The sequence below is a fragment of the Curtobacterium sp. ZW137 genome, from assembly GCF_003762905.1.
Taxonomy (GTDB): Bacteria; Actinomycetota; Actinomycetes; order Actinomycetales; family Microbacteriaceae; genus Curtobacterium.
Genome location: NZ_RJKS01000001.1, coordinates 799,535 through 815,936 on the forward strand (window position 1 = coordinate 799,535; position 16,402 = coordinate 815,936).

Here is a 16,402-nt window from a genome sequence, read left to right on the forward strand (position 1 = left end):
AGCGTCCACGGGGCCCTCCGTCACCAGCCCGCCCGCTCGAGCGCGTAGTCCTGCAGGCTGCGCACGCTGTGCGCGGTGCCGATCGTCTCGATCGCCGCGACGGCCGCGCCGAGCTGCGCGATCGTCGTGAACAGCGGCTTGTCCGCGGCGACCGTGGCCGCGCGGATCTCGTAGCCGTCCGCACGACCCGACGCGCCGCTCGGCGTGTTGATCACGATGTCGACCTCGTTGCGCGCGAGCAGGTCGACGACGCTCTCGCCGCCCTGGCTGTACTTGCCGACCACGTCGACGAGGATGCCGTTGCGGCGGAGCACCTCGGCGGTGCCCTCGGTCGCGGTGATCGTGAAGCCGAGCTGCTGCAGCCGGTGCACGGGCAGCACGATGGCGCGCTTGTCGGTGTCCGCGACGCTCACGAACACGGTGCCGCTGGTCGGCAGCCCGCCGTACGCCGCGATCTGGGACTTGAGGAACGCCCGCGGGAAGTCGCGGTCGATGCCCATGACCTCACCGGTGGAGCGCATCTCGGGGCTGAGCACCGAGTCGACGACCTGGCCCTCGGCGGTGCGGAAGCGGCGGAACGGCAGCACCGCTTCCTTGACCGCGACCGGGGCCTGCGCCGGCACGAACGCGCCGTCGCGGGCGGGCAGGAGCCCTTCCTCGACGAGGGCGTCGACCGAGGTGCCGGTCATGATCCGGGCGGCCGCCTTCGCCAGGGCGATGCCGAGCGCCTTCGAGACGAACGGCACGGTGCGGCTGGCGCGAGGGTTCGCCTCGAGCACGTAGAGCACGCCGGCGCCGATCGCGAACTGCACGTTGAGGAGCCCGCGCACGCCGATGCCGCGCGCGATCTTCTCGGTGGCGTCGACGACCGCCTGGATCTCGCCGCGGCCGAGACCGACCGGCGGGAGCGTGCAGGACGAGTCACCCGAGTGGATGCCCGCCTCTTCGATGTGCTCCATGATGCCGCCGATGTAGAGCCGCTCGCCGTCGAACAGCGCGTCGACGTCGATCTCCACGGCGTCGTCGAGGAACCGGTCCACCAGGAGCGGCAGGTCCGGGCCGATGATCGCCTGGTCGGCCATCCGGCCGAAGTAGTCGGCCATCGCGGTGGCGTCGTAGACGATCTCCATGCCGCGGCCACCGAGCACGAACGACGGGCGGACGAGGACCGGGTAGCCGATCTCCTCGGCGACGGCGGTCGCGCTCTCCAGGTCGTGCGCGGTGCCGTTCCGCGGCGCGAGCAGCCCGGCCGCGTCGAGGATCGCGGAGAACTGGCCGCGCTCCTCGGCGGAGTCGATCGCCGTCGGGCTGGTGCCGAGGATCGGGATCCCGGCAGCCTCGAGCGGCTTCGCGAGCCCGAGGGCCGTCTGGCCGCCGAGCTGCACGACGACACCGACGAGTTCGCCGGACGCGGCCTCGGCCTCGATGACCTCGAGGACGTCCTCGGTGGTCAGCGGCTCGAAGTACAGCCGGTCCGAGGTGTCGTAGTCGGTGGACACCGTCTCCGGGTTGCAGTTGATCATGATCGTCTCGAACCCGGCGTCGCTCAGCGCGAAGGACGCGTGCACGCAGGAGTAGTCGAACTCGACGCCCTGGCCGATGCGGTTCGGGCCGGAGCCGAGGATGACGACCTTCTTGCGGCCCGACGGGGCGACCTCGGTCTCGGTGTCGTAGGACGAGTAGTGGTACGGCGTCAGGGCCGGGAACTCGCCGGCGCAGGTGTCGACCGTCTTGAAGACCGGGCGGATGCCGAGCTCGTGCCGGACGTCGCGGACCTGCTGCTCGGTGATGCCGCGGAGCGCCGCGATCTGGATGTCGCTGAAGCCGTGCTCCTTCGCCCAGCGGATCGTGTCCGCGTCGAGCTCGGCGGCGTCACGGACCTCGGCCGCGACCTCGTTGATCAGCACGATCTGGTCGAGGTACCACGGGTCGATCGCGTTCGCCGCGAAGACCTCTTCCACGGTGGCACCGGCGTAGAGCGCCTGCTGCACCGTCACGATGCGGCCGTCGGTCGGGATCTTCGACTTCTCGAGGAGCGCGTCCTTGTCGAGCTCGGCCGCCGGGGTGTCCCAGTGGAAGCTCGAGCCGCGCTTCTCCAGCGAGCGGAGCGACTTCTGCAGGGCGGTGGCGAAGTTCCGGCCGATGGCCATCGCCTCGCCGACGCTCTTCATCGTCGTGGTCAGGGTGGCGTCGGCGGCCGGGAACTTCTCGAACGCGAAGCGCGGGGTCTTCACGACGACGTAGTCGAGCGTCGGCTCGAAGCTCGCCGGGGTGACCCGGGTGATGTCGTTCTGGATCTCGTCGAGGCGGTACCCGATGGCGAGCTTCGCGGCGATCTTCGCGATCGGGAAGCCCGTCGCCTTCGACGCCAGCGCGCTGGAGCGCGAGACACGGGGGTTCATCTCGATGACGATGAGACGGCCGTTCGCCGGGTCGACGGCGAACTGGATGTTGCAGCCACCGGTGTCGACGCCGACGCGACGGATGATGTCGATGCCGATGTTCCGCATGTTCTGGTACTCGCGGTCGGTCAGCGTCAGCGCGGGGGCGACCGTGATCGAGTCGCCGGTGTGCACGCCGACCGGGTCGACGTTCTCGATGGAGCAGACCACGACGGTGTTGTCGTAGTTGTCCCGCATCAGCTCGAGCTCGTACTCCTTCCAGCCGAGGATCGACTCCTCGAGCAGGACCTCGGTCGTCGGGCTGGACTGCAGCCCGTCACCGACGAACCGGATCAGCTCTTCCTCGGTGTACGCGAAGCCGGAGCCGAGACCGCCCATGGTGAAGGACGGGCGGACGACGAGCGGGTAGCCGAGGTCCTTCGCGAACTCCTTGGCTTCTTCGAGCGTGTGGGCGATGTGGCTGCGGGCCACGTCGGCGCCGGACTCGAGCACGAGCTCCTTGAAGAGCTGCCGGTCCTCGCCGCGCTGGATCGCGTCGACCTTGGCGCCGATGAGCTCGACACCGTGCTCGGCGAGGATGCCGGCCTCGTCGAGCGCGATCGCGGCGTTCAGCGCGGTCTGGCCGCCGAGCGTCGGCAGGATCGCGTCCGGCTGCTCGATGCGGATGATCTCCTCGATCGAGGCGTTCGTGATCGGCTCGATGTAGGTGGCGTCGGCGAAGTCCGGGTCCGTCATGATCGTCGCCGGGTTCGGGTTGACGAGGATCACGCGAATGCCCTCGGCACGGAGGACACGGCAGGCCTGGGTGCCGGAGTAGTCGAACTCGGCGGCCTGCCCGATGACGATCGGGCCGGAGCCGATGACCAGGACGGAGTTGATGTCAGGGCGCTTCGGCATCAGTTGCCTTCCTTCGTGACGTCGGCTGCGGGGGTGGTCGCGTCGGCGGTGGCTGCGTCCAGCGGACGGCCCTCGTTGCGCGCAACGACCATGTCCCGGAAGCGGTCGAACAGGTACATGCTGTCGTGCGGTCCGGCGGCCGCCTCGGGGTGGTACTGCACGCTGAACGCCGGGATGTCGAGCGCGCGGAGACCCTCGACGACGTTGTCGTTGAGCGAGTAGTGCGAGACCTCGACGCGACCGAAGCCGACCGGGGACTCGAGCACCTCGCCGACGGGGGCGTCCACCGCGAAGCCGTGGTTCTGGCTCGTGATCTCGACCTTGCCGGTGGTGGTGTCGAGCACCGGCTGGTTGATGCCGCGGTGGCCGAAGGGCAGCTTGTAGGTGCCGAAGCCGAGCGCGCGGCCGAGGAGCTGGTTGCCGAAGCAGATGCCGAAGAACGGGCGGCCGTCGCGGAGGCTCTCCTGCAGCAGCGCGACCTGCGACTCGGACGCGGCCGGGTCACCCGGGCCGTTCGAGTAGAACAGGGCGTCCGGCGCGAGGTCCCGGAGCGCCTCGATCGTCGAGTCCTGCGGCAGCACGTGCACCTCGAAGCCGCGGGCGGCGAGGTAGCGCGTGGTCGACGCCTTGACGCCGAGGTCGAGCACGGCGAGCGTGCCGATCTGCTCGCCGACGGCGGGGACGACGTACGGCTCGGCGGTGGAGACCGCCGCGGAGAGGCTCTGCCCCGCCATGTCGACCTGCTCGCGCACGAGCCGGCCCTGCTCCTCGGGCGACAGGGCCGCGTCCGGGCCGCTGAACACGCCGCCCTTCATCGCGCCGGCGTCACGGATCCGGCGGGTGATCGCGCGGGTGTCGATCCCGGAGATCCCGACGATGCCGTCGCGCTCCAGGTGGTCGTCGAGCGAGGCGTTCGCACGGTGGTTCGACACCACGCGGCTGGGGTCGCGCACCACGTACCCGGCGACCCAGATGCGACGGGACTCGGGGTCCTCGTCGTTCACACCGGTGTTGCCGATGTGCGGCGCGGTCTGCACCACGATCTGCCCGGCGTAGGACGGATCGGTCAGCGTCTCCTGGTACCCGGTCATCCCGGTTGCGAAGACGACCTCGCCGAGGGTGCGTCCGCGGGCGCCGTAGGCCCATCCGTCGTAGCGGGTGCCGTCCTCGAGGACCAGCACGGCCCGTTCGCGTGTCATCAGTTCGTCCCTTCGCCCGCGGTGTGCGGGTGGTTGTGCTTCGTCGCCAGCTCCTGGAGCGCCCGCAGTGCTGCTGCGTCGTCCTCCGGGAACCGGAAGTAGGTGTCGAGGTCCGTCGCACCTGCGGCGCCGGTCGCCGTCCATCGCAGACGGACCAGTCCCCCGGGTTCGACCACACGGTCGATGGCCCACGTGGCGCGGTCGGCGCCGCGGAGCGCGTCCGCGGCGACCCAGCGGTCGTCCGCGCCGGCGAGGTGCAGGACGACGCCGTCGTCGTGGACGGTCACGCCGCCGCGACCGCGGAAGCCGAGTCCGCCGGCGGTGATGCGTTCGAGTGGCAGGTCGGCACGGGTCGTCGCGACGGTGAAGCCGTCCCACGCCCCGGCCGCCGGTCCGACGTCGGACGGCACGCTGACGGGAGGCACGGCCTCCGTCTGCTTGCGCACCCGCGTCCGCCACGTGCGCGCCATGGCCACGAAGAGCGCGGCCACCGCGAGCAGGATCACGCCGCCGAGGAGCCAGCGTGCGGCGTCGCCGCTCACGCGGTCACCGCCGTCCGCGCTGCGGCCGCGGCTGCTGCGATGGTCTCCGCGTCGACGACCGCGCCGTCGAGCACCGTCGGGTACCCGTGGTGGAACGTCGCGACGACGCGCCCGGGCAGGCGCATGCCGAGGTAGGGCGAGTTCTGCGACTGCCCGGCGAGGTCGCTGACGGCGAACTCGCGGCTCGCGCTCGGGTCGTAGAGGGTGATCTCCGCGGGGGCGCCCTCGGCGATCGCCTGACCGTGGCCCTCGACCTGGCCGATGCGGGCGGGAGCGCTCGAGAGCACGCGAGCGATGTCGGCCCAGTCGAGGCGGCCGTCCTCGACCACCGCGGCCTGGACGACGCTCAGCGCGGACTCGAGACCGACCATGCCGTTGGCGGCCGCCGGCCACTCGCAGCACTTCGCCTCTGCCGTGTGCGGTGCGTGGTCCGTCGCGACGATGTCGATCGTGCCGTCGGCGAGGGCGGCGCGGAGGGCGTCCACGTCCTCACGCGCACGGAGCGGCGGGTTCACCTTGTAGCGGGCGTCGTACCCGGGAGCACCGTCGATCCCCGCGATGAGGTCCTCGGTGAGCACCAGGTGGTGCGGCGTGACCTCGGCCGTGACGTCGATCCCGCGGGACTTGGCCCAGCGGATCACCTCGACGCTGCCGGCCGTCGAGACGTGGCACACGTGCAGGCGTGCTCCGACGTGGTCGGCGAGCAGGACGTCCCGGGCGATGATCGCCTCTTCCGCCACGGCGGGCCAGCCGGCGAGGCCGAGCTCCGAGGACAGGCGGCCCTCGTTCATCTGCGCGCCGATGGTCAGACGGGGCTCTTGTGCATGCTGCGCGAGGACACCGCCGAAGCCCTTGATGTACTCGAGCGCGCGGCGCATCAGGAGCGGGTCGGACACGCACGAGCCGTCGTCGGAGAACACCCGGACCTTCGCCCGCGAGGTCGCCATCGCACCGATCTCGGACAGGTGCGTGCCCTGCAGGCCCTGCGAGACGGCGCCGATCGGGCGGACCGTGACGTAGCCCGCGTCGTCGCCGAGCGCCTGGACCTGCTCCACCACGCCCGCGGTGTCCGCGACCGGGCTCGAGTTCGCCATCGCGTTCACGGCGGTGAATCCACCGGCGGCCGCGGCGCGCGAGCCGGACAGGACCGTCTCGGACTCCTCGTGACCGGGCTCGCGGAGGTGGGTGTGCAGGTCCACGAGACCGGGCAGGGCGATCAGGCCGTCCGCGTCCACGGTGGTGGCGCCGGCCGCGTCGAGACCGGACCCGATCGCGGTGATGCGACGTCCCTCCAGGCGGATGTCGGCACGCGAGCCGTCGACCAGCTGCGCGCCGCGGATGAGGTGAGCGGTCATGCGACGGACTCCTTCTGGTCGGTGCCGGACGGGGCGCCTGCGCCCGTGAGGCCCAGGTCGCCCGTGAGGGCCAGGTACAGGACGGCCATCCGGACGGAGACGCCGTGCTCGACCTGCTCGACGATCGTCGATGCGGGCGAGTCGGCGGCGACGCCGGCGATCTCCAGGCCGCGGTTCATCGGCCCGGGGTGCATCACGAGCGTGCGCTCGGAGAGCCGCGCGAACCGCGCGGCGGTGAGGCCCCAGTGGCGTGTGTACTCGCGCGGGTTCGGGAAGAAGGCGTCGTTCATGCGCTCCTGCTGGATGCGGAGCGTCATCACGACGTCCGGGTCCTCGGCGAGGGCGGTGTCGAGGTCGTGGTGCACGGCAGCGCCGAACGGGGTCGTCGTGACGGGCAGCAGTGTCGGCGGGGCCGCGAAGGTCACGCTCGCGCCGAGGGTGCGGAGGAGCCACGCGTTGCTGCGGGCGACGCGGCTGTGCAGCACGTCGCCGACGATGAGGACGCGGACCCCGTCGAGCGCCTGCCCACGGCTGCCGGCGCCGTGCAGCCGCCGCCGCATCGTGAACGCGTCGAGGAGCGCCTGCGTCGGGTGCTCGTGCGTGCCGTCGCCGGCGTTCACCACCGGGACGTCGATCCAGTCCGCGTCGGCGAGCACCCGGGGTGCACCGGAGGCGCCGTGGCGCATCACGATGCCGTCGATGCCCATCGCGCCGAGGGTCTGCACGGTGTCCTTGAGCGACTCGCCCTTGGAGACGCTGGAGCCCTTCGCGGCGAAGTTGATGACGTCGGCGGAGAGGCGCTTCGCGGCGGCCTCGAAGGAGATCCGCGTGCGGGTGGAGTCCTCGAAGAAGAGGTTCACGACGGTCTTGCCGCGGAGTGCCGGGAGCTTCCGGACCTCGCGCTGGTTGACCTCGGCCATCTCCTCGGCGACGTCGAGGATCTGGATCGCGTCGCCACGGGAGAGGTCGGCGGTGGAGAGGAGGTGCTTCACGCGACGCCTCCCGGTGCCGGCTGCTGCTGCGGCTGCGGCTGCTGCGGCTGCTGCGGCTGTTCGATGACGACCTCGTCGGCACCGTCGGTCTCGGTGAGCCGGAGGGTGACGCGCTCGTCGGACGCGGTCGGCAGGTTCTTGCCGACGTGGTCCGCACGGATCGGGAGCTCCCGGTGCCCGCGGTCCACGAGGACGGCGAGGCGGACCGCCCGCGGCCGACCGATGTTCTGCAGGGCGTCGAGGGCCGCGCGGACCGTGCGCCCGGAGTACAGCACGTCGTCGACCAGGACGACGACCCGGCCGTCGATGCCGCCGGCGGGGATGGTCGTCCGGTGCGGCGCCCGGCCGATGCCGCGACCGAGGTCGTCGCGGTGCATCGTGACGTCGAGCGTGCCGACGCGGCCGTCCCACTCGGGTTCGATGTCCGCGAGGATGCGGCCGAGCCGCTCCGCGAGGACGGCACCCCGGGTCGGGATGCCGAGGAGCACCAGGTCCGAGGCGCCGTGGTTGGCCTCGAGGATCTCGTGCGCGATGCGTGTCAGAGCACGCGTGATGTCGGAGTGCTGCAGGACCGTTCTGGTACCCACGCCGACCTCCTTCCCCGCCTCTCAGGACGGCATTTAAAGGATGCTGACGTGGTCAACCCTACCGGGACTCCTGGTCCCCTGCGACCGACCGACCGGACGGTGCACGGCCTCCGGCGATCGCTCCGAGCACGCCGTTGACGAAGCCCGCCGACTCCTCGGTGGACAGCGACTGCGCGAGCTCGACCGCCTCGGCGATGGCGACGGCGTCCGGGACCTCCGGGTTGAACCGGATCTCCCACACGCCCATCCGGAGGATGCAGCGATCGAGGACCGGCATCCGCGGGATCGACCAGCCCTGGGCGTGTTCGACGATCACCGCGTCGATCTCCACGCGGGCGTCCTCGATGCCTGTGACGACCTGCCGGGCGTAGTCCCAGCTGGACGCACGCTCGGGCTGGTCGAGGTGCCGGACGGTCTCCGTGGCGAGGACGTCCGCGATCGGGAGTTCCCGGACCTCTGCCACGTACAGCATGTCGAGGGCGCGCTTGCGGGCCTTCGAACGAGCACTCATACGGTCAGCGCCTAGTCGTTGACGCGGCCGAGGAAGTTGCCGTCGCGCGTGTCGATCTTCACCTTGGTGTCCGTCTCGAGGTACAGCGGCACCTGGATCTGGTAGCCGGTGGCCTTGATCGTCGCGGGCTTCGTCCCACCGGACGAGCGGTCGCCCTGCAGGCCCGGCTCGGTCTCGATCTCGGTGACGATCGACGTCGGGAGCTCGATGTAGAGCGGGTTGCCCTCGTTCATCGCGATGGTGACCATCGCGGACTCGAGGAGGAAGTTCTTCGCGTCGCCGACGACGGTCGCGGGGACCGGGATCTGGTCGTAGGTGTCGGTGTCCATGAACACGTAGGAGTCGCCGTCCTCGTAGAGGAACTGGTAGTCACGGCGGTCGACCGTCGCGGTCTCGATCTTCGCGCCCGCGTTGAACGTGCGGTCGACGACCTTGCCGGAGACGACGTTCTTCAGCTTGGTGCGGACGAACGCACCACCCTTGCCGGGCTTCACGTGCTGGAACTCGACGACCGACCAGAGCTGCCCGTCGATGATGAGAACGGCGCCGTTCTTGATGTCAGTGGTACTGGCCATGGGTGTCGATGTCCAATTCGTGTTGATGAATGAAGTGTGCGGGCGGCTGCGCGCCCCGGTCGAGTGTAGCCGACCGGCTCAGTCCCGTCGGCGGGCACGCCACGCGTCGATCCCGGCCCAGACGAGCAGCACCACCGCCGCTCCCCCGAGCAGCCCACCGGCCGTCCCGGTGCCGAGGACGGCGGTGGGACGAGCCGGCGACGCCAGGTAGACGATCGCCAGGATCCCGGCACCGGACCCGAGCAGCACCAGGAGGACCCGCCGGATCATCCCGGACAGGGTCTGCCGGTCCCGCCGGTCGGAGAGCAGCCGGATGTTGACCGAGAGCCGGCCGTGCTCGATCGCCTCCCCGATGCGGTCGACCCGCCGCGGCAGTCGTCTGACGGTCGAGAACAGGCCGAAGAGCTCGCGTGCTGCGACGTCCCGCAGGACACTCGGACGGAGCTGGTCGCGGATCTGCTCGCGCGCCAGGTTCCGGGACTCCTCGAGCAGGTCGAACGAGGGAACCAGACTGCGGAGCGTCCCCTCGAAGATCGCGAGTGCCCGCGCCGCCGCCACGAAGTCCGGCGGCGCCTTCAGCCGGTAGCGGCCGAACACCTCGACCGCGTCGTCGACGGTCTCCACCCCGATGCGCGCGCCGGGTCCGAGCTCGTCGGCGACGAACCGGGCGATGTCGCGACGGAAGTCCGGCTCGTCCTCGGCACGTCGGACCGGTGCCATCCGCAGCACCGCGTCGGCGATGCGGGCGGTGTCGTCCTGGATGTACGCGGCCAGCAGTTCCTGCACGACGTCGCGGAGCCCGGGGTCGAGGCGCCCGACCGACCCGAAGTCGATGAGCGCCGGTCGGCCGTCGGGCAGCAGCAGGACGTTCCCGGGGTGCAGGTCGCCGTGGTAGACCCCGTCGAACACGACCTGCCGGAGGAACGCCCGGAGGATCGCCCGCATCGGCTCGTCCAGGTCGCGGTCTGCGCGGGACGCCCGGATCGCGCTGAGCGTGTCGCCCTCGAGGAACTCCATCACCAGGACGCGCCGGCCGGACAGCTCCGGGTAGGGATCGGGGAACCGGATCTCGTCCGGACGGGCGCTCCTGGCCTGTGCCGCGCGGAGGGTCTCGAGGTTCCGGAGCTCCGACCCGAAGTCGACCTGCCGGATCAGGTCGGCCGCGTACTGCGCCGCGACGTCCTGCACGCCGACCTGTCGCGCTTCGGCGGAGGTGCGCGCCATGAACTTGACGACCCGCAGCGCGATGTCCACGTCACGCCGGACCGCGTCGTCGATGCCGGGGCGCTGCACCTTCACGGCCACCGCGGTGCCGTCGTGCAGCCGCGCACGGTGCACCTGCGCGATGGACGCGGCCGCGACCGGCGTGTTGTCGAAGGACTGGAAGACCTGGTCGACGGGAGCGTGCAGTTCCCGCGCGAGGAGCTCGGCGACCGCCGTCGGGTCCGCCGGCGTGACGTTCCGCTGCAGGTGCGCGAGCCCCTCGGTCCACTCGTCGGGCAGCAGGTCGTCGCGCGTGGAGAGCAGCTGGCCCATCTTCACGAACCCGCCGCCCGCTTCCTCGAGCGCGCGGCGCAGGTGCTCGGCCTGGTCACGGCGCTTGTCGGAGGTCTCCGGGTCGCGGGTGAAGTCGAGGCGGCGGAAGGGGACGAGGCCGTGGCGGCGGGCGATGGCGAGGAGTTCGGCGAAGCGGCGCGCGCGGGTCCTGAGGGTCCCCGCGTCCACGGTCGGGCCGCCGCCGAGGTCGCTCAGGCGGGGTGGGTTGGGCACACGGCCAGCATGCTCCCCCGGCCTGGGCTTCCCCGGGTCGTTCCTCCACAGCCGGGAGGCACGGCTCCCTCTCCACAGGTCGGCTCGCCCCCGTCGGTCGACCGCCGCCAGGGCGTCACGCTCGTCCCATGGACACAGCACTCATCGCCGCCGCCGTCGCGGCTGCCGCCGCCATCGCGGCCGCCGTGGTCAGCTGGTTCGGCGCGTTCCAGGCCCGCCGCGCCGCCGACCGGAACCACGCATGGGAACGACTGACCTGGGCGGTTCGCGCGAACCGGAGCCAGTCCGAATACGACATCTCGAGAACTGTCCTCCAGCGCCTCATCGACGTACGGTGGGCGCCCAAGCCGGACCAGGAACTCGCACGCCGAGCTCTCCGGCGCCATGTACTCGACCGCCACCACCCGCCGCACGACCAGGAGGAACCCTGATGCCGTTGTTCGCCCCGCTACCCGACCGACCGGTGTTCGACGTCAACGGCACCGAAGAGGACGACAAAGTGCTCGATGCCTGGCAAGAAGGGGCGACCGTCGACGAATGGCGGGAGTACGAGCGCACCGGAGTCGTCACGGTGTCGATGCACGTGAAGTGGTGGTGGCGGCGGACGCTCCGGGTGCTCCGGTAGCGGGTCGGCTAGACCCCGACCTCCTGGTACGCGGTGAAGAGGAGGTGGTCCTCGGGACCCTCGAGCGTGGTCGGCTTGCCGACACCGTCGAGGATGATGAACCGGAGCATCCCGGCGCGGGCCTTCTTGTCGCGGCGCATCGTCGCGAGCAGCCCCTCCCAGCGGCCGAGCGGGTACGTCGTCGGCAGCGACAGCGATTCCAGGATCGCCCGGTGCCGATCGACGGTCGCGTCGTCGAGGTGCCCGGTGAGACGGGCCAGTTCGGCCGCGAACACCATGCCGACCGACACCGCAGCACCGTGGCGCCACTGGTACCGCTCGGCGTGCTCGATCGCGTGGCCGAGGGTGTGGCCGTAGTTCAGGATCTCGCGGCGGCCCTGCTCGGTGAAGTCGTCGGACACCACCTGCGCCTTCAGCTCGATCGCCAGCTCGACGACGCGGCGGAACTCCGGCGTGGTGGGGTCGGTCGCACGCTCGACGTCGGCCTCGATCACGTCGAGGATCTCCGGGACGGCGATGAACCCGGCCTTGACGATCTCGGCGAACCCGGTCAGGACGTCGTTCTTCGGCAGGGTGCGCACCAGGTCGATGTCCGCGACGACCGCCTTGGGGGCGAAGAAGGCCCCGACGAGGTTCTTGCCCTCGTTCGTGTTGATGCCGGTCTTGCCGCCGACGCTCGCGTCGACCATGCCGAGCACGCTCGTCGGGATCGCGATGTACGGCACGCCGCGGAGCCACGTCGCTGCGACGAAGCCGGCGAGGTCGGTGACGGCTCCCCCGCCGAGGCCGATGACGGCGTCGGTGCGGGTGAAGTCCGACTGGCCCATGATCTGCCAGCAGAACGCGGCGACCTCGACGCGCTTGGCTCCCTCGGCGTCCGGGACCTCGGCGATGAGCGCCTCGAGGCCGGCGTCGACGAGCTGCACGCGCAGTTCCTCCGCGCGGGCGCCCAGCGTCGGTGCGTGCACGATGAGCACCTTCGCGACCCGCGGTCCGAGCAGCGCCGGCACGGAGCCGAGCAGCCCGGTGCCGACCGCGACGACGTACCCGTCGTCCCCGCCGACGCGGATCTCGGTGGTGCCCTCGGGCAGGATCGACTCGGTCACGGTGCTCCTTCGGTGCTCGTCAGCCAGGTCACCACGTCGTCGACGACGTGGGACATCGGCCGACGAGAGGTGTCGACGACGGTGTGCGCGAGTTCCGCGTAGGTCGCGGCGCGCTCGTCCATGATGGTCTGCCACGCGTCGATGCCGCCCGACGCCAGCAGGGGTCGGTCGGACCCGGTGATGCGTTCGGCGACGGCCTCCGGTGAGACCGTGAGCAGCACGACCCGCGCGCCACCCAGTGCCTCGCGGGTGGCCGCGTGCGTGACGGCCCCACCACCGACGGCGATCACGCCGCCGGTCGCCATCGCCTGACGGACCGCCTCGGCCTCGAGGGCACGGAACGCCGGCTCCCCGCGGTCCGCGAAGATCCCCGGGATCGGCCCGTGCTCACGGACGATGACACGGTCGGTGTCGGTGAACGGGACGCCGAGCTGCTTCGCCACCCGCTTGCCGACGCTCGACTTGCCCGCGCCCATCGGACCGATGATGACGACGGGCGCGGTCGGGGCCGTCGGGGTGCCGGCGCCCTCCGTGCTCACCAGGACGACGAGTGCGCAGCCGGCTCGGTCCGACGGGAGCGCAGGGTCTCCGGGATCGAGGCCAGGTACGACTCGAGGTTGCGCTTGGTCTCGACGACGTTGTCGCCGCCGAACTTCTCGAGCACGGCGTCGGCGAGCACCAGTGCGACCATCGCCTCTGCCACGACGCCCGCTGCGGGGACCGCGCAGACGTCGGACCGCTGGTGGTGCGCCGAGGCGTCCTCACCCGTGGTGACGTCGATGGTGTGCAGCGCGTGCGGGATCGTCGCGATCGGCTTCATGCCCGCGCGGACCCGGAGCACGGTGCCCGTGGACATGCCGCCCTCGGTGCCGCCGGCACGGTCGCTCGTGCGGATGATCTCGCCGTCTTCACGGTAGAGCTCGTCGTGCGCCTCGGAGCCGCGGCGGCCGGCGGTCTGGAAGCCGTCACCGACCTCGACGCCCTTGATCGCCTGGATGCCCATGATCGCTGCGGCGAGCCGTGCGTCGAGACGGCGGTCCCACTGCACGTGCGAGCCGAGCCCCGGCGGGACGCCGTAGAAGAGCACCTCGACGACACCGCCGAGGGTGTCGCCGTCCTTCTTCGCGGCTTCGACCTCGGTGACCATGCGGGCCGACGTCTCCGCGTCGAAACAGCGCAGCTGGTCCTCGTCGAGGCGGTCGACGTCGTCCGGCTGCGGGAGCGCGGTGCCGTCCGGCACGCGGACGGTCCCGACCTGCAGGGTGTGCGCGACGGACCGGATGCCGAGCTCGGCGAGGAAGGACTTCGCGACGGCGCCGAGCGCGACGCGGGCAGCGGTCTCTCGTGCCGAGGCGCGCTCGAGGATCGGGCGGGCTTCGTCGAAGCCGTACTTCTGCATGCCGACCAGGTCGGCGTGACCCGGGCGGGGGCGCGTCAGGGGCGCACTGCGGCCACGGGAGAGCTCGGTCTCCTCGACGGGCTCCGGGTTCATCACCTCGACCCACTTGGGCCATTCGGTGTTGCCGATACGGATGGCGATCGGGCTGCCGAGGGAGTACCCGTGGCGGACGCCGCCGGACACGTGCAACTCGTCCTGCTCGAACTTCATGCGGGAGCCGCGGCCGTAGCCGAGCTTGCGCCGCGCGAGGTCGGTACGGATGGACTCGAACGACACCGGGACGCCGGCGGGCAGGCCCTCGAGCATCGCGATCAGTTCGGGTCCGTGGGACTCACCAGCGGTCAACCAACGAAGCATGGTGTCCATCCTCCCACAGGCGTCGGCTCGAAGACGCGCCCGTGGGAGGACGCCACGCTACTGGTAGGAGGGGTGTGCGCGGAGCCACGCCTGGAACTGCTTGACGGCGACCTCGTGCTGCGCGTACGTGTCCGAGAACGCGGTCTCACCCGTCTCGAGGTTCACGGTCACGAAGTACAGCCAGTTGCCGGTCGCGGGCGCGGTGACGGCCTTGATGGCGATATCACCCGGGTTCGAGATCGGCGCGGGCGGCAGCCCGGCGTGCTGGTAGGTGTTGTACACGTTCGACGCGTCGTTCCGCTCGGCGTCGGTCGTCGTCACCCGGTGCGTGTTGCCGGTGCCGTACGCGACCGTGGCGTCGGACTGCAGCTTCATGCCCTGGTCGAGACGGTTCTGGAAGACCCGCGCGACCTTCGGGTAGTCCGCCGCGAGCCCTGCTTCCTTCTGCACGAGCGACGCGAACACGATGACGTGCTCCTGGTCGGCCTCGGCGACGCCGGCCGCGGTGAGGTGCTGCTTCATCGTGCTGACCATCGACTGGAAGTACTGCTTCGCCGTCCACCCGGGGTTGATCGGGTAGGTCGCCGGGAACAACCAGCCCTCGAGCGTGGTGACTCCGGACGGCAGGTCGTAGGCGGAGAGGTCCTTCGCCGCCGCGGACACCTCGGCCTCGCTGAGGCCGGCCTTCGAGACCATGCCCGCCTCGATGTCCTTGAGCGCGGTGCCCTCGGGGATCACGATCGACGCCGTGACCTTGTTCTTGTCGTCCTGGAGCGCGGCCAGTGCCGCCTTCGAGCTCATGTGCTTCTTCATCGCGTACGAGCCCGGCTGGAACTGGACGTCGCTGGACGCCAGCAGCAGCTTGTAGAACGCGGACGAGGTCTTCACGACACCGCTCCGCTGGAGGGTCTTCGCGACGTCCTCGCCGATGTCGCCCTGCTTGATCGTGATGGTGACCTTCGACGTGCCGGAGCCGGTGTAGTCGTCGGTCTCCTTGGCGCCGGTCAGCGCGCCGATGACCTGCTGCACCTTCGGCGCCGCGAACGTGTACGCCCCGACACCGGCGGCCAGCACGACCGCGACGATGACGATCCCGGCGATCAGTCCGCCACGCGACCGTCGGTGCGGTTCCCGCGGCGGCCTGGAGGCTCGCCCGCCGCCGCCACGTCGCCCGCGTCCGCCGCCTCCCGCGGCCCCATCGCCCCCGTCGGCCCCGCCGTCGTCCGGACCGAGCAGCGCGTGCACCTCCGGGTGCAGCTCCGGGTGCAGCGCGTCGGTGGGTTCCGCCACCGGTTCGGCGGCCGGCGCTGCCGGCTCACCGGCCGGCTCCGCCTGGCCGTCGTCGGCCGGCGAGACCGGCCGTTTCGGCTCTGGAGCCGGGGACTCGGCGCGGCGAGCCGATGCGGCTTCCCGGGCACGGGCCTCCCGGCGGGAGAGCGGTGGGTCTGCCGGACCGGCGGACCGAGGAGCGTCGTCTGATGCGCCGGCGGCGGACTGCTGGTCCTGCCGCTCGGCGTCGTTGCCGGGCGCGATGATCGCGTTCCAGTCCAGGTCGTCTGCCAACGGTCCTCGGTCTCTCGGTCGGGAAGGCTCCGCAGGGGGCACCGCCGATCGGATCGGCGGGAGGGCAGCCCTACTCGGGGAGCGTGGCCCCAGGAGGGGCACCGGACGCGCGCTCGTGGTCGAGCGCATGTTGCAGAATGATAACAGCGGCCGCTTGGTCGATCACGGACCGCGACTTCTTGGCGTTGCGCCCGGCCTGCCGCATGCCGCGCTGCGCGGTCACCGTGGACAGTCGCTCGTCGACGAGGCGCACCGGCCGGTGCGCCGCGATCCGCGCGGCGAACTCGCGGGCGTCGGTCGTGGACGGGGTGTCGCCGCCGGACATCGACAGCGGCAGGCCGACCACGACCTCGAGCACGTCGTACTCGTCCGCGATCGCGAGGATCCGGACCAAGTCAGCGGAGTCGTCACGCTTGACGGTCTCCACCGGTGTCGCGATCAGGCCGTCGCGGTCGCACACGGCGACCCCGATCCGGGCACGGCCGACGTCGACGCCGAGCCGACGCCCGGAGCGGATCGACA

The 16,402-nt window shown here is 71.3% G+C and carries 16 protein-coding genes; 2 read left to right on the forward strand and 14 right to left on the reverse strand.

The annotated features are described in order from the left end of the window. Nucleotides 1–20: 20 nt before the first annotated feature. The 9 genes from carB to EDF55_RS03815 all read right to left on the reverse strand — a co-directional run bounded on the left by carB (nucleotide 21) and on the right by EDF55_RS03815 (nucleotide 10,830). A complete protein-coding gene (carB, locus tag EDF55_RS03775; RefSeq protein ID WP_123653560.1) occupies nucleotides 21–3,299 on the reverse strand; it encodes a carbamoyl-phosphate synthase large subunit in 3,279 nt (1,092 codons plus the stop codon). Beyond that, nucleotides 3,299–4,498, reverse strand: a complete 1,200-nt coding sequence (gene carA, locus EDF55_RS03780; protein WP_123653561.1) for a glutamine-hydrolyzing carbamoyl-phosphate synthase small subunit — start codon at nucleotides 4,496–4,498, stop codon at nucleotides 3,299–3,301. The genes carB and carA overlap by 1 nt, the downstream gene beginning before the upstream one ends. Beyond that, the gene (locus EDF55_RS03785) at nucleotides 4,498–5,040 is read right to left on the reverse strand and encodes a hypothetical protein (protein WP_123653562.1); all 543 of its coding nucleotides are present in this window, start codon (nucleotides 5,038–5,040) and stop codon (nucleotides 4,498–4,500) included. Before EDF55_RS03785 ends, carA begins: the two co-directional genes overlap by 1 nt. After that, on the reverse strand, nucleotides 5,037–6,395 hold the full coding sequence (locus EDF55_RS03790; RefSeq protein WP_123653563.1) for a dihydroorotase: 1,359 nt from the start codon (nucleotides 6,393–6,395) through the stop codon (nucleotides 5,037–5,039). Before EDF55_RS03790 ends, EDF55_RS03785 begins: the two co-directional genes overlap by 4 nt. Beyond that, entirely contained in the window at nucleotides 6,392–7,387 is a 996-nt protein-coding gene (locus EDF55_RS03795) for an aspartate carbamoyltransferase catalytic subunit (RefSeq protein ID WP_123653564.1), read from the reverse strand. Before EDF55_RS03795 ends, EDF55_RS03790 begins: the two co-directional genes overlap by 4 nt. Beyond that, entirely contained in the window at nucleotides 7,384–7,974 is a 591-nt protein-coding gene (gene pyrR, locus EDF55_RS03800; RefSeq protein WP_123653565.1) for a bifunctional pyr operon transcriptional regulator/uracil phosphoribosyltransferase PyrR, read from the reverse strand. Before pyrR ends, EDF55_RS03795 begins: the two co-directional genes overlap by 4 nt. 58 nt (nucleotides 7,975–8,032) lie before the next feature. Next, nucleotides 8,033–8,485: a transcription antitermination factor NusB gene (gene nusB, locus EDF55_RS03805; RefSeq protein ID WP_123653566.1), complete on the reverse strand. Its 453-nt coding sequence runs from the start codon at nucleotides 8,483–8,485 to the stop codon at nucleotides 8,033–8,035. An 11-nt stretch (nucleotides 8,486–8,496) separates the two neighbouring features. Next, complete coding sequence (gene efp, locus EDF55_RS03810) at nucleotides 8,497–9,060, reverse strand: elongation factor P (RefSeq protein ID WP_123653567.1); 564 nt, start codon at nucleotides 9,058–9,060, stop codon at nucleotides 8,497–8,499. 78 nt (nucleotides 9,061–9,138) lie between these two features. Then, a complete protein-coding gene (locus tag EDF55_RS03815) occupies nucleotides 9,139–10,830 on the reverse strand; it encodes an AarF/ABC1/UbiB kinase family protein (RefSeq protein ID WP_185017088.1) in 1,692 nt (563 codons plus the stop codon). Nucleotides 10,831–10,958: 128 nt separating this feature from the next. Here EDF55_RS03815 and EDF55_RS03820 point away from each other — a divergent pair, with 128 nt between their 5' ends. After that, nucleotides 10,959–11,261: a hypothetical protein gene (locus tag EDF55_RS03820; RefSeq protein ID WP_123653568.1), complete on the forward strand. Its 303-nt coding sequence runs from the start codon at nucleotides 10,959–10,961 to the stop codon at nucleotides 11,259–11,261. Then, nucleotides 11,261–11,455, forward strand: coding sequence for a hypothetical protein (locus tag EDF55_RS03825; RefSeq protein WP_123653569.1), 195 nt, complete (start codon nucleotides 11,261–11,263; stop codon nucleotides 11,453–11,455). The genes EDF55_RS03820 and EDF55_RS03825 overlap by 1 nt, the downstream gene beginning before the upstream one ends. 8 nt (nucleotides 11,456–11,463) lie before the next feature. Here EDF55_RS03825 and aroB read toward each other — a convergent pair whose 3' ends face one another. The 5 genes from aroB to ruvX all read right to left on the reverse strand — a co-directional run bounded on the left by aroB (nucleotide 11,464) and on the right by ruvX (nucleotide 16,397). Further along, nucleotides 11,464–12,561 carry a 3-dehydroquinate synthase gene (gene aroB, locus EDF55_RS03830; RefSeq protein WP_395868337.1) on the reverse strand — a complete coding sequence of 366 codons (1,098 nt, stop codon included), beginning with the start codon at nucleotides 12,559–12,561 and terminating at the stop codon, nucleotides 11,464–11,466. Then, entirely contained in the window at nucleotides 12,558–13,100 is a 543-nt protein-coding gene (locus EDF55_RS03835; RefSeq protein ID WP_260235785.1) for a shikimate kinase, read from the reverse strand. Before EDF55_RS03835 ends, aroB begins: the two co-directional genes overlap by 4 nt. Next, complete coding sequence (gene aroC, locus EDF55_RS03840; RefSeq protein ID WP_123653570.1) at nucleotides 13,097–14,317, reverse strand: chorismate synthase; 1,221 nt, start codon at nucleotides 14,315–14,317, stop codon at nucleotides 13,097–13,099. Before aroC ends, EDF55_RS03835 begins: the two co-directional genes overlap by 4 nt. Nucleotides 14,318–14,374: 57 nt before the next feature. After that, entirely contained in the window at nucleotides 14,375–15,880 is a 1,506-nt protein-coding gene (gene mltG / locus EDF55_RS03845) for an endolytic transglycosylase MltG (RefSeq protein WP_185017090.1), read from the reverse strand. A 70-nt stretch (nucleotides 15,881–15,950) separates the two neighbouring features. Next, a complete protein-coding gene (gene ruvX / locus EDF55_RS03850; protein ID WP_185017150.1) occupies nucleotides 15,951–16,397 on the reverse strand; it encodes a Holliday junction resolvase RuvX in 447 nt (148 codons plus the stop codon). Between the last annotated feature and the right edge of the window lie 5 nt (nucleotides 16,398–16,402).